General features: G+C 65.2%; 20 protein-coding genes and 1 riboswitch. Of the genes, 18 read left to right on the top strand and 2 right to left on the bottom strand.

Annotated elements, in window-relative coordinates; genetic code table 11:
• Positions 1 to 34 precede the first annotated feature (34 nt).
• From BRA1253DRAFT_RS08695 to cobT, 3 genes are read left to right on the top strand one after another with little or no spacing between them, the layout of a single operon-like run.
• Positions 35 to 712, top strand: a complete 678-nt coding sequence (locus BRA1253DRAFT_RS08695; protein WP_007593143.1) for an energy-coupling factor ABC transporter permease — start codon at positions 35 to 37, stop codon at positions 710 to 712.
• 46 nt (positions 713 to 758) lie between these two features.
• Positions 759 to 1,508 carry a precorrin-6A synthase (deacetylating) gene (gene cobF, locus BRA1253DRAFT_RS08690; RefSeq protein ID WP_007593141.1) on the top strand — a complete coding sequence of 250 codons (750 nt, stop codon included), beginning with the start codon at positions 759 to 761 and terminating at the stop codon, positions 1,506 to 1,508.
• Positions 1,509 to 1,523: 15 nt separating this feature from the next.
• Positions 1,524 to 2,576 carry a nicotinate-nucleotide--dimethylbenzimidazole phosphoribosyltransferase gene (gene cobT, locus BRA1253DRAFT_RS08685; protein ID WP_007593139.1) on the top strand — a complete coding sequence of 351 codons (1,053 nt, stop codon included), beginning with the start codon at positions 1,524 to 1,526 and terminating at the stop codon, positions 2,574 to 2,576.
• On the opposite strand, the gene BRA1253DRAFT_RS08680 is transcribed toward cobT, so the two are convergent.
• Entirely contained in the window at positions 2,577 to 3,149 is a 573-nt protein-coding gene (locus BRA1253DRAFT_RS08680; RefSeq protein WP_007593134.1) for a histidine phosphatase family protein, read from the bottom strand.
• Between the two features lie 72 nt (positions 3,150 to 3,221).
• A riboswitch (cobalamin riboswitch) is annotated at positions 3,222 to 3,424 on the top strand.
• Between the two features lie 116 nt (positions 3,425 to 3,540).
• On the opposite strand from BRA1253DRAFT_RS08680, the gene BRA1253DRAFT_RS44370 reads away from it, so the two are divergent.
• The 7 genes from BRA1253DRAFT_RS44370 to BRA1253DRAFT_RS08645 all read left to right on the top strand — a co-directional run bounded on the left by BRA1253DRAFT_RS44370 (position 3,541) and on the right by BRA1253DRAFT_RS08645 (position 14,435).
• The gene (locus BRA1253DRAFT_RS44370) at positions 3,541 to 5,898 is read left to right on the top strand and encodes a TonB-dependent siderophore receptor (protein WP_007593132.1); all 2,358 of its coding nucleotides are present in this window, start codon (positions 3,541 to 3,543) and stop codon (positions 5,896 to 5,898) included.
• Between the two features lie 11 nt (positions 5,899 to 5,909).
• Complete coding sequence (locus tag BRA1253DRAFT_RS08670) at positions 5,910 to 7,337, top strand: PepSY domain-containing protein (RefSeq protein WP_007593129.1); 1,428 nt, start codon at positions 5,910 to 5,912, stop codon at positions 7,335 to 7,337.
• A gap of 461 nt (positions 7,338 to 7,798) precedes the next feature.
• Complete coding sequence (locus BRA1253DRAFT_RS08665; RefSeq protein ID WP_007593127.1) at positions 7,799 to 9,808, top strand: hydantoinase/oxoprolinase family protein; 2,010 nt, start codon at positions 7,799 to 7,801, stop codon at positions 9,806 to 9,808.
• Positions 9,805 to 11,385 carry a hydantoinase B/oxoprolinase family protein gene (locus BRA1253DRAFT_RS08660; RefSeq protein ID WP_007593125.1) on the top strand — a complete coding sequence of 527 codons (1,581 nt, stop codon included), beginning with the start codon at positions 9,805 to 9,807 and terminating at the stop codon, positions 11,383 to 11,385. The genes BRA1253DRAFT_RS08665 and BRA1253DRAFT_RS08660 overlap by 4 nt, the downstream gene beginning before the upstream one ends.
• Before the next feature lie 10 nt (positions 11,386 to 11,395).
• Positions 11,396 to 12,691, top strand: a complete 1,296-nt coding sequence (locus tag BRA1253DRAFT_RS08655; RefSeq protein ID WP_007593124.1) for an aspartate aminotransferase family protein — start codon at positions 11,396 to 11,398, stop codon at positions 12,689 to 12,691.
• A 137-nt stretch (positions 12,692 to 12,828) separates the two neighbouring features.
• The gene (locus BRA1253DRAFT_RS08650) at positions 12,829 to 13,761 is read left to right on the top strand and encodes an N-carbamoyl-D-amino-acid hydrolase (RefSeq protein WP_007593122.1); all 933 of its coding nucleotides are present in this window, start codon (positions 12,829 to 12,831) and stop codon (positions 13,759 to 13,761) included.
• Positions 13,762 to 13,766: 5 nt separating this feature from the next.
• Entirely contained in the window at positions 13,767 to 14,435 is a 669-nt protein-coding gene (locus tag BRA1253DRAFT_RS08645) for a flavin reductase family protein (protein WP_007593121.1), read from the top strand.
• Here the strand turns inward: BRA1253DRAFT_RS08645 and BRA1253DRAFT_RS08640 are convergent.
• On the bottom strand, positions 14,432 to 15,094 hold the full coding sequence (locus tag BRA1253DRAFT_RS08640) for an aspartate/glutamate racemase family protein (protein WP_007593113.1): 663 nt from the start codon (positions 15,092 to 15,094) through the stop codon (positions 14,432 to 14,434). The genes BRA1253DRAFT_RS08645 and BRA1253DRAFT_RS08640 overlap by 4 nt on opposite strands.
• 56 nt (positions 15,095 to 15,150) lie before the next feature.
• Here BRA1253DRAFT_RS08640 and hydA point away from each other — a divergent pair, with 56 nt between their 5' ends.
• From hydA to nikE, 8 genes are all read left to right on the top strand, one after another.
• Positions 15,151 to 16,620 (top strand): dihydropyrimidinase, encoded by a 1,470-nt coding sequence (hydA, locus tag BRA1253DRAFT_RS08635; RefSeq protein WP_007593111.1) that lies wholly within the window; start codon positions 15,151 to 15,153, stop codon positions 16,618 to 16,620.
• A 16-nt stretch (positions 16,621 to 16,636) separates the two neighbouring features.
• A complete protein-coding gene (locus tag BRA1253DRAFT_RS08630) occupies positions 16,637 to 17,611 on the top strand; it encodes an NAD(P)-dependent oxidoreductase (RefSeq protein WP_007593109.1) in 975 nt (324 codons plus the stop codon).
• Positions 17,611 to 18,360, top strand: coding sequence for an SDR family oxidoreductase (locus tag BRA1253DRAFT_RS08625; RefSeq protein ID WP_007593107.1), 750 nt, complete (start codon positions 17,611 to 17,613; stop codon positions 18,358 to 18,360). The genes BRA1253DRAFT_RS08630 and BRA1253DRAFT_RS08625 overlap by 1 nt, the downstream gene beginning before the upstream one ends.
• On the top strand, positions 18,357 to 19,793 hold the full coding sequence (locus BRA1253DRAFT_RS08620; RefSeq protein WP_007593105.1) for an NAD(P)-binding domain-containing protein: 1,437 nt from the start codon (positions 18,357 to 18,359) through the stop codon (positions 19,791 to 19,793). Before BRA1253DRAFT_RS08625 ends, BRA1253DRAFT_RS08620 begins: the two co-directional genes overlap by 4 nt.
• A gap of 119 nt (positions 19,794 to 19,912) precedes the next feature.
• On the top strand, positions 19,913 to 21,532 hold the full coding sequence (locus BRA1253DRAFT_RS08615) for an ABC transporter substrate-binding protein (protein ID WP_007593103.1): 1,620 nt from the start codon (positions 19,913 to 19,915) through the stop codon (positions 21,530 to 21,532).
• A gap of 29 nt (positions 21,533 to 21,561) precedes the next feature.
• A complete protein-coding gene (locus BRA1253DRAFT_RS08610) occupies positions 21,562 to 22,596 on the top strand; it encodes an ABC transporter permease (protein WP_007593101.1) in 1,035 nt (344 codons plus the stop codon).
• Positions 22,593 to 23,441 carry an ABC transporter permease gene (locus BRA1253DRAFT_RS08605; protein ID WP_007593099.1) on the top strand — a complete coding sequence of 283 codons (849 nt, stop codon included), beginning with the start codon at positions 22,593 to 22,595 and terminating at the stop codon, positions 23,439 to 23,441. The genes BRA1253DRAFT_RS08610 and BRA1253DRAFT_RS08605 overlap by 4 nt, the downstream gene beginning before the upstream one ends.
• The gene (gene nikE / locus BRA1253DRAFT_RS08600) at positions 23,438 to 25,108 is read left to right on the top strand and encodes an ABC transporter ATP-binding protein (RefSeq protein WP_007593097.1); all 1,671 of its coding nucleotides are present in this window, start codon (positions 23,438 to 23,440) and stop codon (positions 25,106 to 25,108) included. The genes BRA1253DRAFT_RS08605 and nikE overlap by 4 nt, the downstream gene beginning before the upstream one ends.
• Positions 25,109 to 25,223 lie beyond the last annotated feature (115 nt).

Below are 25,223 nucleotides of genomic sequence, written 5' to 3'. Positions count from 1 at the left end.
GCCGTCGGGTGTGACGGCAAGAAGGATCTGAGCCATGCATATCGAACCCGGACTAGTCTCGGACGCCAAGCTCGTGCTGAGTTACGCAACCGGCATCGCCGTCGGCGGTGTTGCCTTGAAGCTCGCGGTCGAGACCGTGCGCGAGCAGGGCATCACGTCGTTCGCGGCGCGGACGCTCGCCACCACGGGACTCGTGTTTATCTTCTTCGAGATCCTGCCGCACTTCCCCGTCGGCGTCTCCGAGGTGCACTTCATCCTCGGCTCGACCTTGTTCCTGCTGTTTGGCGCTGCGCCTGCGGCCTTCGGCCTCGCGTTCGGCCTGCTGTTCCAGGGCATCTTCTTCGAGCCGCCCGACCTGCCGCAATATGGCATGAACGTCACCACGCTGCTGGTGCCGCTGTTCGGGATCCAGGCGATCGCCACGCGGATCATTGCGCGCAACACGGCCTATGTCGATCTGAAGTATCGCCAGGCGCTGGCGCTTTCGACGACCTATCAGGCGGGCGTCATCGCCTGGGTGGCGTTCTGGGCGGTCTATGGCGCCGGTTTTGGCGCGACCAACCTCGTCAACATCGCGACCTTCGCGGCGTCCTATGCGCTGGTCATCGTGATCGAGCCGCTCGCCGATCTCGGCGTGCTGGCGCTGGCGAAGTCGTTGCGCGGCGTCACCGCGCCCGGCCTCGTCACCCCGCGTTTGCACAACGCGGCTTAAGTGACAAGCGAACGGGCGGCCGTCATGGCCGCCCTTCGCAGGCACGATGCTCACGCTCTCCCTGATAGGCATCGGTTGCGGCGATCCCGAGCAGCTCACGCGCGCCGCGATTACTGCCATCAACGCGGCTGATCTCGTCCTGATCCCGCGCAAGGGGACGGCCAAGTCCGATCTCGCCGATCTCAGGCGGACGATCTGCGCCGATGTGCTCGCCAGCGACACGACGCGCATTGCCGAGTTCGATCTGCCCGTCCGCGACGCCGCTGAAGCGGACTATCGCAAGGGCGTGGACGATTGGCACGATGCCGTGGCCGCTGCCTGGTCGCAGACGATCGCAGATCATCTCGAAGGCGAGGGCAATGTCGCAATATTGATCTGGGGCGATCCCTCGCTTTATGATTCCTCGCTGCGCATCGCGCGGCGGCTCGATCCCTTGCCTGACATCAGGGTCGTTCCCGGCATCACCTCGATCCAGGCGCTGTGCGCGGCGCATGCGCTGCCGCTCAACGATATCGGCGAGCCATTTCTGGTCACGACCGGCCGTCGCTTGCGCGATGGCGGCTGGCCGCAAGGTGTCGATACAGTGGTGGTGATGCTCGACGGCGGCACGGCGTTCCAGTCGCTTGATCCGGAAGGCCTGCACATCTGGTGGGGCGCCTATCTCGGCATGGCCGATCAGATCGTCATGTCCGGCGCGCTGGCCGAGATCGGCCCGCGTATCGTCGCGGTGCGGCAAGAGGCGCGCGAACGGCACGGCTGGATCATGGACAGTTACATCCTCAAGCGCAGGCCGTGAGGCAAGCGAGGCAGCATGCTCCCCGAATGGATCACCCAACAATGCCCTGATATTTCGGCAGTCCATCGCGACGCGGCGGTGGCGCGACAGGCGCAACTGACGAAACCGACCGGCGCGCTCGGCCGGCTCGAGCAGCTCGCGATTGAGCTTGCGGGCCTGCAAGCAACCGAGCAACCGCGCGCGGCCCGGGTTCCGATCATCATCTTCGCCGGCGATCACGGCATCGTCGCGCAGGGCGTCTCGGCCTATCCGCAAGAAGTGACCATCGCGATGCTGGCGAATTTCGCCTCCGGCGGTGCCGCGATCTCGGTGCTGGCGCGTGAGCTGGGCTCCAGCCTGGAGGTCGTCGACGCCGGCACGCTGGCGCAGGAGGAGATGGCTGGAATCGTGACCGACAAGCCGCGCAGCGGCACGCGCGATTTCAGCGTCGAAGCTGCGCTCACCTCCACAGAGCTGGCATTCGCCTTCGAATCCGGCCGACGTGCGGTGACGCGCGCGCAGGCCGGGCAGCCCGATCTTCTGATCTTCGGCGAGATGGGCATCGGCAACACCACGACATCGGCGGCGATCGCGGCCGCCTTGCTCGGCGTGAGCGCGGAAGAGATCGCGGGCAGCGGCACCGGCATCGACGCGGCCGGCCGTGTGCACAAGGCGCGGGTGATCGACGCCGCGATCGCACGTCATGGCATTACGGGCGCGTCGCCCGAAAAGATCCTGTGCGCCGTCGGCGGCCTCGAGATTGCGGCCATCTGCGGTGCCATTATCGCGGCTGCACAGGGCCGCATCCCCGTGTTGATCGACGGCTTCATCGTATCGGTCGCGGCACTTGCTGCGGCGCGGTTGAATCCCTCGTGCCAGCCGTTCCTGCTGGCATCGCATCAGTCCGCCGAGCAGGGGCATCGGCTGGTGCTTCGCGCGCTGAATGTGCAGCCGCTGATCAGCCTCGATCTCAGGCTCGGCGAAGGATCGGGGGCGGCCATCGCGCTGCCGCTGGTGCGGTCGGCCTGTGCGCTCCACAACGGGATGGCGACCTTTGCGCAGGCCAATGTGCCTGATCGTCCGGCCTGATCAAATCGTCCGCTGATTGACCGAGACGATGCGCCAGCCGGTCGAGAGCCGGTCGATCCGAGTCAGCGACAGCGGATCGATCACAAAGCGCAGGGCCGCTTTTGGCGTCAGATCCAGCGCGATGCACAGCGCCGCACGGATCGTGCCGGAATGCACGACGAGCGTTGCGGCCCCGCTGCTGATCTTCGACAAACCCAGCCGCACCCGCGCGACCTGATCCTCAAAGCTTTCGCCGCCCGGCGGCCGTGCGCGCGCCGGATCGCTCCAGAACCGTGCATAGGCCTCGCCACCAGTCGCGGCGAGCTCGTCATGCCGACGACCGGTCCAGTCGCCAAAATTCTGCTCGCTGAATTCGTCCAGCTGCAGCGGCTCGAGCCCCAGCGCGTGGGCCGTTTCGACCGTGCGACGCGACGGGCTCGCATAGCTCGCGGCGTCCTGCGCCAGACGCTGCCGCAGCGCCCCCAGCTGCGCGCGATCGCCGAGATCGGCCGGTGCGTCGGCCGCATGGATCGTCCCCGTGACGCCATCGACGGGCGCGTGCCGTATCAGCCAGAGGAAGGTCTCGCCTTCCATGCTTATCTCCGAGGAAGTTGGTCGTTGTGGCAATAACGCCGCAACTGGCACATTGACTCTGTCTTGATCGTAATCCTAGATGCTCGCGACGGTTTCCCCGAGAGGGGATGAAAAGGGAATGCGGTGCGGGGACATTGTCCCCAATGCCGTGGCTGCCCCCGCAACTGTAAGCGGCGAATCTTGCGTCACGAGCCACTGGGTATCTCGGTCCCGGGAAGGCGACGCAAGGTAGTGACCCGCGAGCCAGGAGACCTGCCGTCAGCCGTGGTCACACGCGAAGATGTCGGTCGGGGAGTACAGACATTCGGCTTCATCGGAAGGCTTATAAGCCGGAAGATGGGACCTTGGTTCGCTGTGACGTGCCACTGACGTCATACCGAGGTCCAAGACCGTGTCTCCTGTTCGCATTGTACGACCGCGTGCGTTCCTGCTCGCATCCGCCGCGCTCACATCCCTTGCCGCGCTTGATCCTCCCGGCGCACTGGCGCAGCAGGCCCGCGAACCTCTGCCGCCGGTCGAGGTGACGCCGGCCCAATCCCGCAAGCAGGCCAGGCCGGCCGGCCGAGAAGCGCAGGGCCCACGCCGCGCAGCTGCGCGCCGGCCGGCGGCTGCATCTGTAGCGCCCAAGCCCGTCGTGCCGACCGCGGCAGCACAGACGCCGCTCAACACCAATGCAGTCGCCGAAAGCGCCTCTCGCCTCGGCCTGACCGTGCGCGAAACGCCCGCGACCGTGGAGGTGATCTCGGCCGCAACCATGCGCGAGCAGGGCTACCGCACCGTGTCCGACGTCGCGCAGGGAGCGGTTGGCGTCACAGCCGGCGACAATCCGGCCGAGCCTTCGGCTTTCTCGATGCGCGGTTTCACCAACAGCCAAATCAACACGCTCTACAACGGCATCAAGATCGGTCCGCAGAACATGACCTCGCGGATCACCGACACGGCCAATCTGGAAGCTGTCGAATTCCTGAAGGGTCCGGCGTCACTGATGTCGGGCGAGGGCGCCGCCGGCGGCGCGATCAACTTCGTCACCAAGCAGCCGCACACCGGTCCGATCCGGAACGAGGCGGATTTCTCCTGGGATTCGCTGAACTCGTTCCGCGCGCATTACGGCTCGGGCGGCAGCACCAATGTGCAGGGGCTGGACTACCGTTTCGACGTCAGCCGTTCCTCGCTCAACGGCTTTGCCGACGACACCAACACGAAGACGCTCGATGTGTCGGGCCAGCTCAACTATCGCATCTCCGATAGCCTCAAGGTCTGGGGCGCGATCGAGTACCGCGAGGATCGCTCGAAAGCCTATTGGGGCGCGCCGCTGGTGCCGATTGCCTTCAGCGGCTCGCATGCGACGACGGGGATCGTGTCCGGCAATTACATCTCGAACTACAACAAAACCAATCTCGGTGCGGTCACGATCGATGACCGCACCTTCAACACCAACTACAACGTCCTCGACAACAGGAACGTCGCGCAGGAGGTCTGGTTGCGCGGCGGTTTCGAGCTGAAGCTCGCGCCAGACCTGACGCTGAAGAGTCAGGCCTATGGCTACGGCGCGGAGCGCACGTGGTTCAACAATGAGGTCGAGGCGTTCAATTCCGGTACCAACATGGTGGATCGTGAGCGTTTCTACGTCGCGCACAGCCAACGCTTGGTCGGCAACGTCACCGACTTGATCTGGGATGCGAATATCGCCGGCCTTGACAACCGTTTGGTCACGACGTTGTCCTCAAGCTACCTTGATTTCGTGAGGCCGGGCGCCGCAAATTTCCCCGGCGATTCCGTTCCGCTGGTCGATCCGCCTCGCGGGTACTACGGCCTGCTCACCATTCAGCAGCAGACTGCGCGCATCGATAATGAGGCGCTGTCATTCGAGGACCGGCTGAAGCTCACGCGCAGCTTCGCGCTGGTTGGCGGCCTGCGCGTCGAGCATATCGGGCTCGACCGTAATTCGACCGACAAGTTCGGTCTGGAGAAGGCGAACTTCCCGTTCTCGCAATCCTGGGCGCCGACCACGGGCCGTATCGGCTACACGTGGGAAGCGGTTCCGGGCCTGACCTTCTTCAGCCAATATGCGACCGGCGCCGACATCGCGGCCAACAACATCTTCCTGCTCAATCCGACCGATCCGCTCAACCTGACCACCGCGCGCACCTACGAGACTGGTGTCAAGCACCTGTTCTGGGACAACCGGGCGGAGTGGTCGTTCTCGGCCTACGACATCCTGCGCAAGAACGTCTATGCCGCGGCAGGCGGCATGCAGCTCAAGCTGGCCGGACGGCAGGAGTCGAAGGGCGTCGAGCTGGCCGCCTCGGTGCGTCCGATCGAGCCTCTGCGTCTCTGGGGCAACATCGCCTATGTCGATGCGCGCTACGCCGACTACAATTTTGTCGGCGGCTCGTTCTCCGGCAACACGCCGCCGAACGTGCCACGCGTCGTCGCCAATGCCGGCGCGTCATACCGGTTCTTCACGCCCTGGGCGGTCGAGTTCGGTATCACCGGCCGCCATGTCGGCGACCGCTACAACACCGATGCCAACACCGTGACGCTGAAAGCCTACACTGTTGCGGACGTCTACGCCTTCGTCGACATCCCCAAGACCGTGTTCAACGCGGTCGACCAGGCCCGCCTGACCTTCCGGGTGCGCAACATCGCCGACAAGCATTACGCGATCTGGGGCGATCCGTTCTATCCCGACCAGATCCTGCTGGGCGCGCCGCGCACCTATGAACTCTCGGCCGCGTTCAAATGGTAGGACGCTGATCGATGATGCGCGCGATCGTCCTGCTGCATCGATGGCTCGGGATCGCGTTCTGCCTGCTGTTCGCGATGTGGTTCGCGACGGGAATCGTGATGCACTTCGTTCCGTTTCCGTCCCTGACGGAAGCGGAACGCTTTGCCGGGCTCGTGCCGCTGGATCGCGCTGAGACGAGGCTTGCGGTCGCCGACGTGGTTGCCGCGAGCGGCATTGCGGATGCGACCCGCGTTCGCCTGATCCAGCGCAGTGACGGACCGGTCTATGTCGTCGCGGGGCCGTCGCGCGCGGACGCAGTGCGTGCCTCCGACGGGGGCGGCGCCTCGGTCGCGTCTTCCGAGGTCGCGCTGGCCATCGCGCGAGATCACGCTCGCAGCCGGGGGCTGGATGCCGCGCGGCCCGCGATCGTTGCGCGCGCGGACTACGATCAATGGAGCGTGCCGAACGGCTTTGACCGCCATCGGCCCCTGTTTCGGGTTGCCCTGGGCGACGCCGCCGGAACGGAGCTCTATGTCTCCTCGCTCACCGGCGAAATCGTTCTGGATACGACGCGCAGCGAGCGCGGATGGAATCTCGCCGGAAGTGTGCTGCACTGGATCTATCCGACAGTTCTGCGAAGCAACTGGTCGCTGTGGGATCGCGTGGTCTGGACCTTGTCGCTGCTGGCCCTGATCGCAGCTTTGCTTGGCGCTGTGCTCGGGCTTGCGCGGATCAAACCTCAAAGCGGTCTGATCGGGTCGCCCTATCGTGGCTGGCATGCGCTGCATCATCTCATCGGCCTCGCGGCGATGGTCTTCGTGCTGAGCTGGATTTTCAGTGGCTGGCTCTCCATGGATCACGGACGGCTGTTCTCGCGTGGGCAATTGACCTCGGCTGAATCCAGCGTGATGAACGCCCCACCGAACTGGACGGCGGCCCGATCGCTCGATCGCCAGCCCGTATCGCCGTCGGTCCGCGAGATCGAATGGTTTGCCTTCAACGGCACTCTCTATCGGCGGGATCGCACGGGCGTTGCCGCTCAGACCTTGATCAAGGCAGGGGATGCGCCGCGCGACGGACCAACGGGATCTCTGGATGTCCACGAGGTCCAGGGGCTGACCGCGCGCCTCGCAGCCGGCTGCGGCGCACCGTCGATACTTGCCGACAACGACAACTATCCCGCGCAGTCCACCGTCCCTGGTGCCCCGGTCTACCGCTCCTCCTGCGGCGACCTCTGGTTCGACATCGACGGCGCGGACGGCAATTTGCTGCAAAGGCTGGATTCGTCGCGGCGGGCTTATCGCTGGTTCTACGGCGCGCTGCACACGTTGGACTTTCCGGTCCTGGTCGCGCATCCGTTGCTGCGCGACGGCTTGGTCGTCGGGCTCTGCGCCCTCGGCTTTCTGTTCTCCATCACGGGCATCGTCATCGGCTCGCGTCGCCTGGTCGCGAGGCGTTGAGTGGGCAAAACGACCGCTTACTGATCGTACAATAAAGAGAGGCTGAGCCGACTGCCATGCATAGCTCATAAGCAATCGTATGGTCCGTAGCGCCGATCGATCGCCTGCAAATTAGACAGTGCGTCCGCGGCGCGTGGATTGCAGTGCAGCGGATGTGCCGTTTCGTCCGGGAAAACTCGTGGTGCGCTGCACTTAGCGCGCGTGGAACGATCCACACCGATGTGCACTCCCTGCGGGCAGCGCTGCACTAAAATGTGCCTCGGCGGGCAGCGCCGGTTGCGTGCTGGTCCTGTGCGTTGCGACAACGCTGGCCCTATCCGAAGCCCATCGCTCTGTCGCACGCTCGCAAGCAGTGGCATGACAGGGGATGACGATGAGCGCTCTCGGTTTGCGATTGAACCTCGCGAAGGACGGGAAGCACCCGGCGTCCGGTTCGAACGTCGTCCGCAACTGACCCACGCATGAACACTGACGAAAATCACTGGGAGGTCGGCACCGATATCGGTGGCACCTTCACCGACATCATCGCGATCCGGCACTCCCCCGCGGAGGCGCGGATCGCGAAAGTGCCGTCGCGACCTCAAGCTCCGGTTCAGGCGATGCTGGAGGCAATCGAGGCGGTGGGCCTGCGCAAGAGCGAGGTCAAGCGCTTCGTCCACGGCACCACGCGCGTCACCAACGCCATCGTCGAAGGACGGCTGCCGAAAGTGGCGCTGGTGGCGACCGAGGGCTTTTCCGACGTGCTGGAGATCGCGCGCTACCGCCGCCGCGATCTCTACCGTCTCGACATTCCGCCAAAATCGTCGCCGCTCGTGCCGCCGGAACGATGTTTTGGCCTTGCCGAGCGCCTCGATCACGAGGGAAAGGTGCTGAAGGCGTTGGATGAAGCGGAGATCGAGCGCCTGGTGGCCTGGCTGAAGGGGACCGGCGTGCAGAGCGTCGCGGTCGCACTGCTTCACGCCTATGCCAATCCCGTCCACGAGAAAATGCTCGGCGAGCGGCTCAAGGGCGTCGTTGCCCACGTCTCGCTGTCGCACGAGGTCAATCCCGAGGCGCGCGAATACGAGCGGACCTCGGCGACCGTGTTCAACGCGGCCGCCATGCCGATCGCGGTGGAGTATCTCAGCGAACTGGAACTGCGACTGCCGATCGGTCCCGGCCTGCAGGTGTTTCATTCGGCCGGCGCCATGATCCCGATCTCCGCCGTGAAGCGGCGGCCGCTGGTGATGGCGATGTCGGGCCCGGCGGCCGGCGTCTCCGCATCCGTCAGCATCGCGCGCCAGCTCGGCACATCGCGGATGCTGACGTTCGACATGGGCGGCACCACGACCGACGTGTGCCTGATCGTCGACGGCCAGGCCGAGATGACAGACGGCCGCATGCTCGGCGACAAGCCGCTGCGCCAGCCGATGCTTGCGGTTCACTCGATCGGCGCGGGCGGCGGCTCGATCGTGCGCAATGGTCCCGGCGGCCTGACCGTCGGACCGGAAAGCGCCGGCTCAGAGCCTGGACCGGCTTGCTACGGCCGCGGCGGTACCGAGCCGACCATCACCGACGCCAACGCCGTGCTCGGCTATCTCAATCCCGAAACCAAACTCGGCGACCGGATCGGAATCGACATCCAGGCAGCCAATGGTGTCATCGCGCCGATCGCGCGCACTCTGGGGCTGAGCCTGACCGAAACCGCGCTCGGCATCATCAAGGTCGCGAACGCGACAATGGCGCGCGCGCTCCGCCGCGTCACCGTGGAGCGCGGCATCGACGGGCGCGACTGCACGCTGCTCGCCTTTGGCGGTGGTGGCCCGATGCATGCCGCGGGCTTGGCCGATCTCTACGGGATTGCCGAGGTCGTCGTTCCCAGCGCATCAAGTGCGTTTTCGGCGCTGGGCTGTCTCACCGCCGATTTCAGCTTCCTCCAGCAGCAAACCCTGCGGGCTGCGCTCGACGGCATCGACCTCGCCCGTGTGTCGGAGCGGATCGGGGTGCTGATTGACGATGCTTCGGCGCCGCTCATCGCCAACGGCGTTGCCGCGACTGAGATCCAGGTCGAGCTGGTGGCCTTGATGCGCTACGCCGCGCAGAACGACGCCATTCCGGTGCCGTTCGCGCGACCGCTCGACGTCATCACGCTGAAGAAGGATTTTCTGGCCCGGCACCACGAGCTGTTCGGCTATGCGACCGGCGAGAGCTGCGTCATCGAATCCGTGCGGGTGCAGGCGCGCCGTCCGTCGCGCACCGTCGTGAGCCGGCCGTCCGTCGCGGTGAGGGCGGTCTCCACCGGCGAGCGCATCTGCTCGTTCGACGGCTTTCACGACATCGCAACAAGCATCATCGACCGCGCCTCGTTGACCGAGATTGTCAGCGGTCCGGCCATCATTGAAGACGCATGGTCGACCGTGGTGGTCCCGCCCGGCTGGCAGGCGCGGCCCGACGTTTCAGGCAATCTGTTCCTGACGCGGGTGGCCCCATGAAGATCGATCCGTTCGTCGTCGAGGTCATCAGGCACGGGCTCTCGGCCGCGGCCGAGGAGATGAGCCTGGTGATGACGCGCTCGGCGCGCTCGCCGCTGCTGCGCGAGGCCGGCGACCTGTCGTCGGCGATCACGGACGGCCGGGGCGACCTGGTCGGGCAGGGCCGCGACATCCCGATCCATCTCGGCGCGATGGCCTATACGGTTCTCGAATTGTTGAAGGTGGTGCCGCGGGACAGCCTGAACGAAGGCGATGCACTGATCTACAATGTCGGCCCGCTCGGCGGCAATCATCTCAACGACGTCAAGGTCGTGCGCCCCGTCTTCGTCGACGGCGAGATCGTGGCGTTCGCGGTCAGCCTCGCGCATTGGCCCGATATCGGCGGCACCTGGCCCGGCAGCTATTTTGCGAAAGCGATCGACACCTTCCAGGAGGCGATGCGCATTCCGCCGGTTCTGATCGCCACGGCAGCGGGCGTCAATACGCCGATCGTGCAGCTGCTCAAGGCCAATGTTCGCGATCCCGAATCCTGCGAGGGCGATCTTCTCGCCCAGATCGCCGCAACGAAAGCCGGCGAGAAGCGCATCTTCGAGCTTTGCCGCGAGCACGGCAAGGCAGTCTTCACGGCGGCGCAGGCGCGCCTGCACGATCTCTCCGAAATCGAGATGCGCGAGGCGTTGCGCGATCTGCCGGATGGCGTCTACGAGGGCGAGGATTATCTGGACGACGGCGGCGTCAACGCCGCGCCAGCGCGCATTCATGTCAAGATCACCATTGCAGGTGACGAAGCGAGCTTCGATCTCTCGGGAAGCTGCGACCGCGTCTCGAATTTCTGCAACACCACGCCGTTCATGGCGCGCTCGGCGGTAGCCTATGCCGCGCGCATCATGAGCGGGCGCGACATGAACCAGAACGCGGGCGCGTTGCGGCCGCTGACCATCATCACGCGCCCGGGCTCGATCCTGGAGCCGGGGTGGAATGCCTCGGTTGCGGCCGGCAACCACGAGACCTCGATGCGCATCGTCGATGCGATCTTCCGCGCGATGCAGGATACCATTCCCGAGCGTCTGTCGGCCGGCGGGGCGACCACGGCGGGCGTCCTGTTTTTTGCCGAACCGCGGCAAAACGGTTCATGGAAGATGCTTTACGAGGTCCACGGCGGTGGCGAGGGCGCGCGGCATGATCGGGACGGCATCTCAGCGACGCGGGTGCATCTGTCCAACACCTCGAATACGCCGGTCGAGGTGATCGAGGCGAATTACGCGATCCAAGTCGAGCAGCAGGCCATTCGCAGGCATTCCGGCGGCGCGGGCGCCCATCGCGGCGGAGACGGAGTCGTGCGCACCTATCGTATCCTGGCGCCGTCGATGCATCTGACCACCTGCATCGAGCGCATGGTGATCGCGCCGTTCGGCATGCAGGGCGGCGAACCCGGCAAGCCCTGCCGCATCTCGCTGATCCGGCAGGGCGCGAACGTCGCGATCGACGGCAAGTCGAACCTGGTGCTGCAGCAAGGCGATCTCGTCAACATCGAGACCTGCGGCGGCGGTGGCTACGGCGCCGAGGCTGCGGAATGAAGGGATTGCAATGAGCAGATTGTTGCGAACCGGGCTGAATGCCGGCGACAGCGCGCCCATGGCCGTGGTCGGCGGCGAGGGCGTCTATTTTCATCTGTCGGATGGTCGCAAGCTCATCGACGGCAGCAACACCGGCGGCGGTCTCGGACATCGTCATCCCGCGATGGTGGAGGCGATCCGCCGCGCCGCGGATACGCCCGTCGTGAACGAGGGGTGGACCTGGGTCGGCCGCGAGCAGGCCGCTGACGATTTGATGACCGCCGCCTTCAGCGGCGAAGAGGATTGGGTCGGCGCGGTGCGCTTCTGCATCAGCGGCAGCGAGGCCAACGACATGGCGCTGTCGCTGTGTCAGGCGCTGACGCAGCGGTCCGCGCTGGCAACGCGCGAACGCGCCTATCACGGCATTACAGGCCTGTCGCGCAGTATGACGGTGCAGCCGCAATGGCATGGCGGCCTCGCGGTGCACTCAGGCGGCTCGAAGCTGCCGGCGCCGATGGCGCCGGTGCGGATATTGCCGGCGCCGGATGGCGCGATCTATGGTGCGCCCGCCAACAATGTTCCCCCACGCGAATATCTGGCCGATGCCACGCGCCTGCTTTCGGACACGGCGGCGACGATCATCGACTACACGCAGGGCGGCATCTATTACGACGGCGCCTATCAGGACGAGGTGGCGCGGTGCGCGCGGCAGGCTGGCTCCTACTGGATCGCAGACGAAGTGGTGACCGGCGCAGGCCGCGCCGGGCGCTGGTTCGCGTTCCAGGGCGCCGAGAGCCGTCCTGATATCGTGACGCTCGGAAAATCGCTCGGTGGCGGTGCGGCGGCGGTTGCCGCGGTCGTAGTGTCGAAAGATATCGTCGAAAGGCTCAAGGGCACGAGCTGGCAGAACTACGGCACGTTGCGTGGGCATCCCATCAGCATGGCCGCCGTCAGCGCCTATCTGAAGGTCGTCAGTGAAGAGAAGATTCTGGAGCACGTGAAGGGCGTCGAAAAGCTGTTCGCCCGCCGCCTGCTCGCCATCGCGCAGAAACATCCGAGCGTACAGCGCGTGGCCGGGCAGGGGCTGCACTGGACCGTGGAGTTGCACGGCCCGGACTGGCGCTCCTGGCACGCCGACACCACCGAGGTGCCGATCGCCTCGCGCGTCGCGGAGCGGGCCCTGGAGGCAGGCGCCGTGATCGGCACCAGCGGCGAGCAAACCTCGCTGTTCCTCGCGCCGCCACTCGTGATCTCCGAGCATGAGGCCGAGCAGCTTCTGGATGCACTGGACCACGGTCTCGATGTTGCGGATGAGGAGCAGACATGAGGGTGCATCGTGCAACGTACACCATGCCGATCGGCAGGCACCGGGTGGCAAGTCCGGGCGAAGCTGCGTTAAGCTGCCGCGCGCCGGCACGTGCTTGAAACTGTAGCTTAGCTTAAGACATCACCAGGAAATCGCTGATGCGTATTGTCAATGTTGCCGCTGCCCAGATGGGCCCGATCCAGAAAGCCGACAGCCGCGAGGCCGTGGTCAAGCGCATGATTGCGCTGATGGACGAAGCCAAAGCAAAAGGCGCCGACCTGATCGTCTATCCGGAACTGGCGCTCACGACCTTCTTCCCGCGCTGGTATGTGGAGGATCGGGCCGAGTTCGATAATTGGTTCGAGCGCGAGATGCCGAACGCTGCGACGAGGCCGTTGTTCGAGCGCGCGGCGCAGCACCAGATGGCGATGAATTTCGGCTATGCGGAGCTGACGCCTGATGGACATCACTTCAACACCGCTGTTCTCACCGACAAGTCGGGCAAGATCGTCGGCAAATATCGCAAGATCCATTTGCCCGGCCATGTGGAATACGACACCAAACGCTCGCACCAGCATCTGGAAAAGCGCTATTTCGAGCCGGGCGATCTCGGCTTCAACGTCTGGCGCGAGCTCGGCGGCATCATCGGCATGGCCATCTGCAACGACCGCCGCTGGCCCGAGACCTATCGCGTGATGGGCTTGCAGGGCGTCGAGATGGTGCTGATCGGCTACAACACGCCGTCCGTGAATGCGGAGAGGAGCGATGAGGGCGTCGAGAAACGCCTGTTCCACAATCGCCTCTCGGCGCAGGCCGGCGCCTATCAGAACGCGACCTGGGTCGTCGCGGTGGCCAAAGCCGGTAACGAGGACGGACACCCGCTGTTCGGCGGCAGTCTGATCGTCGATCCCAATGGCGAAATCGTCGCCGAAGCGAAGACGGAGGAGGACGAGCTGCTGGTCCACGCCTGCGACCTCGATGCCACCACCTTCGGCAAGACCACGATCTTCAATTTCGCACAGCACCGCCGCATCGAGCACTACGGCCTGATCACCAGCCGAACCGGCGCAGTGCCGCCGCCGGAGAAGTGACGTCGATGACTGGCCAGAGCACTTCGGGCATATCCTTGCGCGAGCTCGACCCGCGCGATCGCTACAAGCTGCTCTGCGGCGTGGTGGTGCCGCGGCCAATTGCGCTGGTGACGACGCTCGATGCGAACGGGGCGGTCAACGCTGCGCCGTTCAGCTTCTTCAACGTGTTCTCGGAGAGCCCGGCGCTGATCGTGCTCGGCCTCCAGCACAAGCCGGATCACAGCCCGAAGGACACCACCCGCAACATCCATCGCGACGGCGAATTCGTCGTTCACATGGTTGATGAGGCGCTCTCCGCAGCGATGAATGACTGCGCGGTCGATTTTCCGTCCGGCGACAGCGAGGTCGCTGCGGCAGGACTCGCGACCCTTCCCTCAATCGACGTGAAGGTGCCGCGCCTCGCCGCAGCACCCTTTGCGCTCGAATGCCGGCGCCATGTCGCGTTAAATTTTTCGCCCGATCGCGAACTGCTGGTCGGCGAGGTGCTCCGGATTCACGCCCGCGAGGGCCTCGTCAACGAGGCCAACATGTATGTCGACCTCGACGCCTACCGCCCGATCGGCCGCATGTTCGGCAATCTCTATACGACGCAGCGGGACACGTTCACGCTTGTCCGCGAGAGCCACGCGCAATGGATCGCGCGGCAGGACGCCAAAGAGCTGAAGGACGCCTAGTGATTCGAGAATTGCACCGTACCCAGCGCCATCGTGACGGCCGCCTGCGTCGGGTCGATTACGGCAATGCCGAGCGCGTCTTCGAGGGGACGGCGATGGCGCGCCATGCCGGCGCAGCCCATCACGATGGCGCGGGCGCCGTCCTCGTCGCGCAGCGCGCGGCCGATTTCGATCATCCTGGCCAGCGTGCCTTCGCCCGAGGCGGTTTCGGCGACGCTCATGTTGAGCGGCCGCTCGCCGGCGAGGCGTTCGGTCAGTCCCATCTGCCTGAGATAGCGCATGTGACGCGGGATCGAGCGCTGGGCGATCGCGATGACGCCAAAGGTCTCGGCGCGGGCCAGCGCCGTCAGCACGCCGCACTCGGCGATGCCGAACACGGGCCGGTCGGTGCCTTCACGGCAGACCTGAAGCCCGGGATCGCTGTAACAGGCGATGACAAAGGCGGCCGAGCTGTTGTCGCCCTCGACCAGCCGGCGCAGCGGCATCGCGACGCCATCGACATCGGCCTGGCTTTCAATGCCGAACGGTCCCTCGGCCAGCGTCTGGCAGACCAGTTCGGGGCCGCCCTCGAAACCGAGCGGCTTCAGCGCGTCCTCCAGCCCCTGCGTGACCGCGGGGTTGGAATTCGGATTGATGACGAGAATGCGCGGCCGGGCCATGATGGTTTTCCTGCGGAATGGCGATCACTTGGCTTTAGGCTATCACGGAGTGCCTCATGACTGAACCAGTTTACGACCTGATCATCCGCGGCGGCCGCGTCGCCACCACGACCGACGTGTTCGAGGCCGACGTCGCGATCTCCGGCGAGACCATCGCCGCTATCGGCCGCGGGCTTCCGGCGGCGAAGCGCGAGATCGACGCGCGCGGAAAGCTGGTTCTGCCCGGCGGCGTCGACAGCCACGCCCATATCGAGCAATTGTCCGCGGCCGGCATCATGAATGCCGACACCTTTGAGAGCGCGACCGTCTCGGCTGCCTTTGGCGGCACGACCACGGTGATTCCTTTCGCCGCCCAGCACGTCGGCATGAAGCTGCCGCAGGTGGTCGAGGATTATCACGCGCTGGCGAAGAAGGGCGCCGTGATCGACTACGCCTTTCACATGATCATCGCCGATGCGACCAAAGAAACGGTCGAGGAGCATATCCCCGCGTTGGTGAAGCAGGGGCATGCGTCGATCAAGATCTTCATGACCTATGACCGGCTCAAGGTCGACGACGAGCCGCTGCTGGATATCCTTCTGGCCGCGCGCCAGTCCGGCGCGATGTTGTGCGCCCATGCCGAAAACCACGGCATCATCGCCTGGATGGTGAAGCGCCTGCTCGCGCGCGGCTACACGATGCCGAAATATCACGCCGTCAGCCACGCCCGCGTGTCCGAGGCGGAGGCCTTCACCCGGCTGATCGGCATGGCCGCGCTGATCGACCAGCCCATCATGATCTTCCATGTCTCGACTGCCGAAGGCGCCAAGGTGATCCGCGACTCCCGCGGGCAGGGGCTGAAGGTGTTTGCCGAGACCTGTCCGCAATATCTGTTCCTGACCGCCGCCGATCTCGACAAGCCCGGGGCGGAAGGCGCCAAGTGGATGTGCAGCCCGCCGCCGCGGACGCATTCGGACCAGGAGGCGCTGTGGCAGGCGCTATCGCTGGGCGATCTCCAGACCATCTCGTCGGATCACGCGCCGTATCGCTACGACGAGACCGGCAAGCTGCGTGCCGGTCCCAATCCCAACTTCAAGCAGGTCGCCAATGGCCTCCCGGGATTGGAGTTGCGGCTGCCGCTACTGTTCGACGCAATGGTGTCGAAGGGGCGGTTGGGCCTGGAAAAGTTCGTCGAGCTGACTTCGACGGCGCCGGCCAAGATCTACAATCTGCATCCGCGCAAGGGCTCGATCGCGGTCGGCGCTGATGCCGATATCGCGATCTGGGATCCCGATCGTGAGACCGTGATCGCCGACGAGATGATGCACGATCTCGCCGGCTACACACCGTTTGCGGGACGGAAGCTGAAGGGTTGGCCGATGTCGGTGCTGTCGCGCGGTCGGGTGATCATCGACGGCAACAAGTGCCTCGCGAGCGCCGGCAGCGGCCAGTTCCTGGCACGCAGCGGCGGCGAGGCGGCCAAGCCCACCGGCCGGCTCGTGGCCGACATGGATCCCGAGCGCAATTTCGGAGCAAACCTGCTGTGACGGCGGATCGCGCGCGATGAAGATCGTCATCTTCGGCGGCACCGGCTTTGTCGGCCTCAACGTTGCGGAGGCGCTGCTCGCGCGCGGCCACGACGTCACGCTTTATGACCGCGCAGAGTTGCCACCACCCGCGCGGCGATCTCTTGCCGACTACGGCGCCCGGCTCAAAGCCGTGCAGGGCGATATCACCGACGCAGATGCCATCGATGCCCTGATCGCCGAAGGCGTTGATGCGATCGTGCTCGGGGCGGCCATCACCGCCGGTGATGAACTGGAGAGGGCATCGACCGCGCGCGTTCTCGAGATCAATGTGATGGCGCAGATCCCGATCCTGCTCTCTGCTATCCGGCATGGCGTTCGTCGCGTCGTCAATCTCTCCTCGGCATCGGCCTACGGTGCTGCGGGTGCGCGGGTCGCGATTCTGGACGAGGACACGCCTTGCGATCCGGTCTCGTTCTACGCCATCAGCAAGTTCACATCGGAGCGATCGGTTGCGCGTCACGCCGAGCTCTTCGGCGGCGATTTCCTGAGTGTACGGCTGAGCGCCCTGTTCGGGCCGTGGGAGCGACCGAGCTCCGTGCGCGACACGCCAAGCCTCCAGTTCCAGATTCTGGCGGCATTCGCGCGCGGCGAGCCGGCGATCATGCCTGAAGCGGGCATGAGGGACTGGATCTACGCGCCGGATGCGGCCGAGGCCGTCGCACTGCTGATCGAAGCCGAGCGGCCGCGCCATCGGCTCTACAACATCTCCAGTGGCGCGCTATGGCCGGCGCTGCAATGGGGCGAGGCCTTTGCGGCGTTGCATCCCGGCCTGGAGTGCCGGCTCGCGGCGCCCGGCGAGAAAACCATCATCAAGCTGCATGGGCCCTATCGTGCGCCGCTGTCGGTGAACCGGATGGCGGATGAATTCGGCTGGCAGGCGAGGTTCGGCTGCGCCGACTCCGCCGCAGCCATGAGCGCCTGGTGGACGCAGCACAAGGAGAGTCTCTGATGCGGCTGCAGGGGCGCACGGCCATCATTACGGGCGCAGGCTCCGGCATCGGCCGCGCCAGCGCGAAGCTGTTTGCCGACGAAGGCGCGCATCTCGCTCTGGTCGATCGCGATGCCGCGGGGCTTGAGGAGACGCTGATCCTGGTGGGCGAGGCAACGACCTATGTCGGTGACGCCGGCGATGCCAGTTTTGCCGAGACCGTAGTCGGCGATGTCGTGGCCCGGCACGGCCGGCTCGATATCCTGATGACCGCCGCGGGCTTTTCCTGCGGCGGCACGGTGCTGACCACCAGTCCCGAAGATTGGGATGCGGTGTTCCGCACCAATGTCGGTGGCACCTGGCTGTGGGCGCGGGCGGCCGTGCCGCAGATGCAGCGGCAGAAGGGCGGCTCGATCATCACGCTGGCATCGCAGCTTGCGATCGCCGGCGGCAAGGGCAACAGCGCCTATATCGCCGCCAAGGGCGCGATTATCGGCCTGACGCGGACGATGGCGGTGGACTTTGCGACCGACGGCATTCGCGTCAACGCCATTGCACCCGGTGCGATCGACACGCCGATGCTTCGCCGCAGCTTTGCCCGTCACGCCAATGCGGACGAGGTGCGCGAAACCTCCCGCAATCGACATGCCATGAAGCGGTTCGGTCAGGCCGAGGAGATCGCGCAAGCGGCGCTGCATCTCGCAAGCGATGCGTCCTCATTTACCACCGGCACCGTGATGGTGGTCGACGGAGGCTGGCTCGCGGCATGAGCGATACACTGACAGAGCTCGAAGCTGACGTTCGCGCCGATCTCGCGCGGATCGCGCATCCCGGTGCCGCCTGGCTCGAACCGAAGACGGGACCGGACGGCAAGCCGGCGCTGGATGTGCTCGTGATCGGCGCCGGCCAATCCGGCATCGCCATCGGCTTCGGCCTGATGCGCTCCCGTGTCAGCAACATTCTGCTGCTGGACAAGGCCGAGGAGGGGATAGAAGGCCCGTGGCTCACCTATGCCCGCATGCCGACGCTGCGCAGCCCAAAGGATTATACCGGTCCTGACCTCGATATCCCCAGCCTGACCTATCAGTCCTGGCATGAGGCCCGCTTCGGCAAGGAGAGCTGGCAGACACTCGACCTGATCCCGCGCGGGCACTGGGCTGAGTATCTGCTCTGGCTACGGCGCACGATCGGCCTGCCCGTGCGCAACGGCTGCGAGCTCCTGGAAATCCGGCCGGCCGCAGACGGGTTGCTGGCCGCACGCGTGAAGCGTGGCGATGGCGTCGAGACGCTCCATGCGCGCAAGATCGTGCTGGCGACGGGGCAGGAGGGAACGGGGAACTGGATGATCCCCGAGCCGCTGAGCCATCTGCCGATGAGCTCGGTCGCAACAGTCGCCGACGACATCGATTTCAAAAACCTGCGCGGCAAGCGCGTTGCTGTAATCGGCGCCGGAGCATCGGCCTTCGACAACGCGGCAACCGCGTTGGAAGCGGGCGCGACCGAGGTGCACCTGCTGTGCCGTCGTGCGCAGATCCAGGTAATCCAGCCCTATCGCTGGCTGACCTTCCGCGGCTTCCTGCGTCATCTCAGCGATCTCGACGATGCCTGGCGCTGGCGCTTCATGCGCACCATCCTCGACATGCGCGAAGGATTTCCGCAGCCGACCTATGATCGCTGCGCGCGCCACGCCAATTTCACATTGCACGAGGGCGCGCCGATCGAGGCGGCCCGCGAGACCGGCAAGGGCATCGAATTGCAGACGCCGCGCGCCGCCATCGCGGCGGATTTCGTCATCTGCGGCACCGGCATCGACATGAACTTTGCCGGGCGCGGCGAACTCGCCACATTCGCCGGCAATATCGCAACCTGGGCGGACCGCTACCAGCCCCCGGAGACCGAGCGCAACGCGCGGCTCGGCCGCTTTCCCTATCTCGCCGACGATTACGCCTTCACCGAGCGCGTCGCGGGCGAGACGCCGTGGATCTCGAACATCCATCTCTTCGCCATCGCCTCCACCATGAGTTTTGGCCCGTCGGGATCGTCGATCAACGCGATGACGACCGCGGTGCCGAAGCTGGTGAATGGCCTGACGCGCGGCCTGTTCCGCGCCGATGTCGAACGGCACTGGGCCTCGCTTCGCGCCTATGACGTGCCGCAGGCCGTGGTCACGCGGCCAGCGCGAAAAATGGAAGAATCGCGATGATCGTCCATGCGCCGCCGCGACAAAGCGTCCACAACAGCGCATCATGAGACTGGCGCGCAACTTGCTTCTTTCTTAACCTGTCCTGTCGGCGTTCTTGTCGAGATCTTTGGGGAAAACCAATGCGTATTGTGTCTTTCAGGTCGGCATCCTCCGTGCTCGCCACCACCGCGTTGTTGCTCATCGCCACTGCGCCTTCGCAAGCGCAGACCAGGGCCGAGACGTTGCGCTATGTCACCGGCGCATCCGTCAACACGCTCGATCCCAACATCCCGGGCTCGACGCGCGAATCCTTCGCGCTGAGCATGAGCACCTACGACCGCCTGGTGGCGTTCGGCCGCAAGCAGCTCAACGGCAAATGGGTGTTCGATCTCGACAAGATCACCGGCGAACTCGCCGAATCCTACGACGTCAGCCCGGACGGACTGAAGCTGACGTTCCGTCTGCGCAAGGATGCCAAGTTCCAGGACGGCTCGCCCGTGACCGCCGAGGACGTGAAATGGTCGCTCGACCGCTGCGTCACCGCGCCGATCCTTGGCAAGGCACAGTTGCTGACGGGATCGCTGACGTCGGCCGACCAGTTCAAGGTGATCGATCCCCTCACGATCGAAGTGACGCTGCCGAAGCCCGACAAGCTCGCGCTGCCGAATCTCGCGACGGTCTACCCGCTGATCATCAACTCGAAGGTCGCCAAGGAGCACGCGACCCCAGAAGATCCCTGGGCCACCGCTTGGCTGAAGGAGCACACTGCCGGCAGCGGTGCCTATGTGATCGAGAGCTTCAAGCCCGGCGAGCAGGTGATCATCAAGCGCAACGAGGACTGGAACCGCGGCTCGCCCAACAAGCCGGCCTTCTTCAAGCGCGTGATCGTGCAGTCCGTGCCGGAGCCCGCGACCCGCGCCAATCTTGTCGAGCGCGGCGACGCCGACCTCGTCGTCGATCTCCAGGCCAGCGACGTGCAATCGCTCGAGGCCAAGGGCAAGCTCAAGGTGATCTCGACGCCGCAATACAATTCGATCACCTTCGTCTCGATGAACAACCAGATCCCGCCTTTCGACAACGTCAACGTCCGCCGCGCCATCGCTTTCGCGCTGCCTTATGAGGATATGTTCAAGGCTGCCCTGTTCGGTCGCGGCGCGCCGCTGTTCGGTGCGACATGGCCGGATGGCAAGCCCCTGAACGGGATCTATCCGTTCCAGGCGCCGGTGAAGACCGATCTCGACAAGGCGAGGGAATATCTGAAGGCCGCGGGACTCCCGGAGGGTTTTTCAACCACCTTCAGCTTCAACGTCGGCCAGGCCTCGACCGCGGAGCCGATGGCGGCCCTCGTGAAGGAATCGCTTGCCAAGATCGGGATCAAGGTCGACATCCAGAAGCTGCCGGATGCGCAGATGTCGACGCAGATCAACGAGAAGAAGCTGCCCCTGTTCACGGAAGGCATCGTCGCCTGGCTGCCCTCGACCGATTACTTCTACCGCAACTTCTACACCGGCAATCAGCGCTGGAACTACAGCTCGATCAACAATCCGGAACTGGCGACGATCGCGCAGGAAGCGCGCTTCGAGCCCGACAAGGCCAAGTACGAGGAGGATGGCCGCAAGCTCAACGCGATCCATTTCAGCGAGATGCCGCAGATCCCGCTGTGGCAGCCCAATCAGGACGCCGTAATGGCGGCCTCGATCGAGGGCTATACCTACGAGTTCCATCGTCAGGTCGACTATCGCGACGTCAGCCGCAAGTGACATCCGAAAAATTGGAGGAGCTCTGAAAGGTGATGACCGGTCTTGGTGCGACGGTGGCGCGGGCGGGGAGGCGGCTTTTGTCGTCGCTGCCGGCGTTGTTCGGCGTGCTGGTCTTCACCTTTCTCCTGATGCGGGTCCTCCCCGGAGATCCCGCGGTGTTCTTCGCCTCTGGGCCCAATGCCGGCAAGGAGGAGATCGAGCAGATCCGCAAGCAGATGGGGCTCGACAAGTCGGTGCCGGAGCAGCTGGTGTTCTATCTGTCCGATATCGGCCGCGGCAATCTAGGCCGCTCCATGATGACCGGTCAGCCCGTGCTCAAGGATTTGCGCGAACGATTGCCGGCGTCCCTGGAGTTGACCTTCACGGCGCTCCTGATCGCGCTGATCGCGGCGGTGCCGCTCGGCGTGGTCGCAGCCTTGAAGCCGGGATCGCTGGTCGATCACGGCGTGCGGCTGTTCTGCGCGCTCGGTGTCTGCGTGCCGACCTTCGTCTCGGGCCTGCTGCTGATCTATGTGTTCTACTATCTGCTCGGTCTTGCGCCTGATCCGACCGGGCGGATCGACGTCTTCACCTCGCTGCCGCCGCAGCGCACCGGATTCCTGTCGATCGATTTCCTGCTCGCGGGAGACATCGAGGGCTGGTGGGCGGCCTGCAAGCAGCTGATCCTGCCTGCGCTGAGCATGGCCCTGTTCGTGATCGCGCCGCTGGCGCGGATCACGCGTGCCTCGATGCTGGTCTCGCTCGGCAGCGATTTCGTGCGCACGGCGCGCTCGGTCGGATTGTCCTGGCAGAAGGTCGTCGTCACCTATGCGCTGCGTAATGCGATCCTGCCCGTCATCACCATTGCCGGCATCGTGTTCTCGACCATGCTTGGCGCCAATGTCCTGGTGGAGAAGGTGTTCTCCTGGCCGGGCGTTGCCTCCTACGCGCTCGACGCGCTGCTATCGTCCGACTATGCGCCGGTGCAGGGTTTCGTCCTGCTGATGGCTGGCATCTTCGTGCTGGTCAATCTCGTCGTCGACATCTGCTACGGTATCGCCGATCCTAGGGTGTCGATCGGATGACCAGCGCAACCCTCCGCCATTCGGTCTGGATTTTGCGCGGCAACCCGCTGACCGGTGTCGCCGCGGCGGGTGTCCTGCTGTTTGTCCTGGTCGCGATCTTCGGACCGTGGCTGGTGCCCTATGATCCCGTCGTCTCCAATGTCTCGGAGGCCCTGCAACCGCCGAGCGCGGCGCATCTTGCCGGCACCGACCAGCTCGGGCGCGACGTGTTCAGCCGCCTCGTCGTTGCGGCACGCCTCGACCTTGCCATCGCGGTCTCGGCGGTCGGCATCTCCTTCGTGATCGGCGCCGTCGTCGGCTGTTTCTGCGGCTATGCCGGCGGCAGGCTCGACCGTTCGGTCGGCCGCTTCGTCGACGTCATGATGGCCTTTCCGCTGTTCGTTCTGGCCATGGCGATGGTTGCGGCGCTCGGCAACCGGATCGAGAACATTGTGATTGCGACCGCGATCATCAATCTGCCGTTCTACATCCGCTTCGCGCGCGCCGAGGTCAACGTCCGGCGCAATGTCGGCTGGGTGGAGGCGGCGCGTTCCTGTGGCGAGAGCCATTTCTCGGTGGTGCTGCGCTTCCTGCTGCCGAACATCCTGCCGGCGATGGCGGTGCAGATCTCGCTCAACCTCGGCTGGGCGATCCTGAACGCCGCCGGCTTGTCCTTCATTGGCCTTGGCGTCAAGCCGCCGACACCGGAATGGGGCATCATGGTCGCGGAGGGCGCCCGCTTCATCTCGACGGGGCGGTGGTGGCTGGTGGCCTTTCCGGGCCTCGCGTTGATGATGGCCGTGCTGTGCTTCAACCTCCTCGGTGACGGGATGCGGGACATTCTCGATCCGCGCATGCGCACATGAGCGAGGACTTGCTCAGGATCGACGATCTCCACGTTTCGTTCTCGACGCGGCGCGGAATGGTCGAGGCCGTGCGCGGCGTGACGCTCAAGGTCGAGGCCGGCGAGATGCTTGGCCTCGTCGGCGAAAGCGGATCGGGCAAGTCGGTCACCGGTTTTGCCACGACGCGGCTCCTGGATCCGGCCGGGCGCGTCACCGGCGGAAAAATCCTGTTTCGCGGCCAGGACGTGACAAAACTCAGGGGCGACGATCTCCGGCAGCTCCAGGGCGCCGCGATGTCGATGATCTTCCAGAACCCGCGGGCGGCGCTCAACCCGATCCGCGCGATCGGCCTGCAGATCGCGGACGCGATCCTCACGCACAAGCGGATATCGAAGGACGCTGCGCGTGCCGAAGCGCTGGAGCTGTTGCGCGCCGTCCAGATCCGCGACCCCGAGACGCGGATGAACGCCTATCCGCACGAGCTCTCCGGCGGCATGTGCCAGCGCGTGATGATCGCGATCGCGATCTCCTGCAATCCCGCGCTCTTGATCGCCGATGAGCCGACGACCGGGCTCGACGTCACCACGCAGAAGGTGGTGATGGACCTTTTGGCGGAGATTGCCGCCGCGCGCGGCATGGCGACGGTCCTGATCACGCACGATCTCGGGTTAGCGGCGCGATATTGTCGCCGTATCGCGGTGATGGAGCGCGGCCGTATCGTCGAAGAGGCTAGCCCCAGGACGCTGTTCGGCGCACCGCAGCACGCCTATACCCGGCGTCTGGTGGCGGCGTCGCCGACCGCGACCTCCGGGATCGCGGACCTCGTAACGGAAGAGGAGCGGGAAGGCTACGCGGCTGTCGTCAGCAGGCCCAGGCAGGAGCCCGTTCACGGGACTCCGCCGCTGCTGGAGGTGCGCAAGCTCGCAAAACGCTTCGACGAGGGCGCTGCGGCGGTGGCGGACTTCTCCATGACGATGGCCGGCGGCGAGAGCGTCGGCCTCGTCGGCGAATCCGGCTCCGGCAAGAGCACGACGTCGCGCATGATCTGCCGCCTGATCGATCCGAGCGAGGGCGAGATCGTGTTCGACGGGCAGTCGATCGGCCATGTGGCATCGCGCGACTTTCATCGCTCGCGCTTCCGCAAAGACATCCAGATGGTGTTCCAGGACCCGAACGAGAGCCTCAATCCGCGCTTCACCGCCTTCGATTGCATCGCCCATCCGCTGATGCGGCTCGATCGTATGCGTGGGGGCGATGCGCTGCGCAAGCGGGTGGAGGATTGCGCCGAGCGTGTGGGGCTGCAGCTGGATCTGTTGCCGCGCTTTCCGCATCAGCTCTCCGGCGGCCAGAAGGCGCGCGTCGGCATCGCGCGCGCCATCGCCTGCCGGCCGCGGCTCCTGGTGCTGGACGAGCCGACCGCCGCGCTCGACGTATCCGTTCAGGCGGTGGTACTGCAACTGCTCGATCGTCTCAGGCGCGAGAACGACATCGCGCTGCTGTTCGTCAGCCACGATCTCAACGTGGTGCGCATGCTTTGCGATCGCACTATCGTGCTGCGCAATGGCGGCATCGTGGAGCAGGGCGAGAGCCGGGCGCTGTTCGACAATCCCAAGACCGACTACACGCGCAAGCTCGTCGAGGCGATTCCGCATATCGAGACCGGGCCAGTGCTGGCGGCTGCGCTTTGAGGTCTCGCCCGGCCCAAATGGTGCGGATATCCCGCTGGCGAAGGTCCGGTTAGTGGCATACCATTTGCACGCCAATGAGCTCTGGTTTCACCTGTTCTTGGCCAACGATGGCCGG

This window comes from Bradyrhizobium sp. WSM1253 (genome assembly GCF_000244935.1).
GTDB classification, from domain to species: domain Bacteria; phylum Pseudomonadota; class Alphaproteobacteria; order Rhizobiales; family Xanthobacteraceae; genus Bradyrhizobium; species Bradyrhizobium canariense.
Note: the sequence above shows the minus strand (reverse complement) of the source record. Positions and strands in the feature narration are given on the sequence as shown.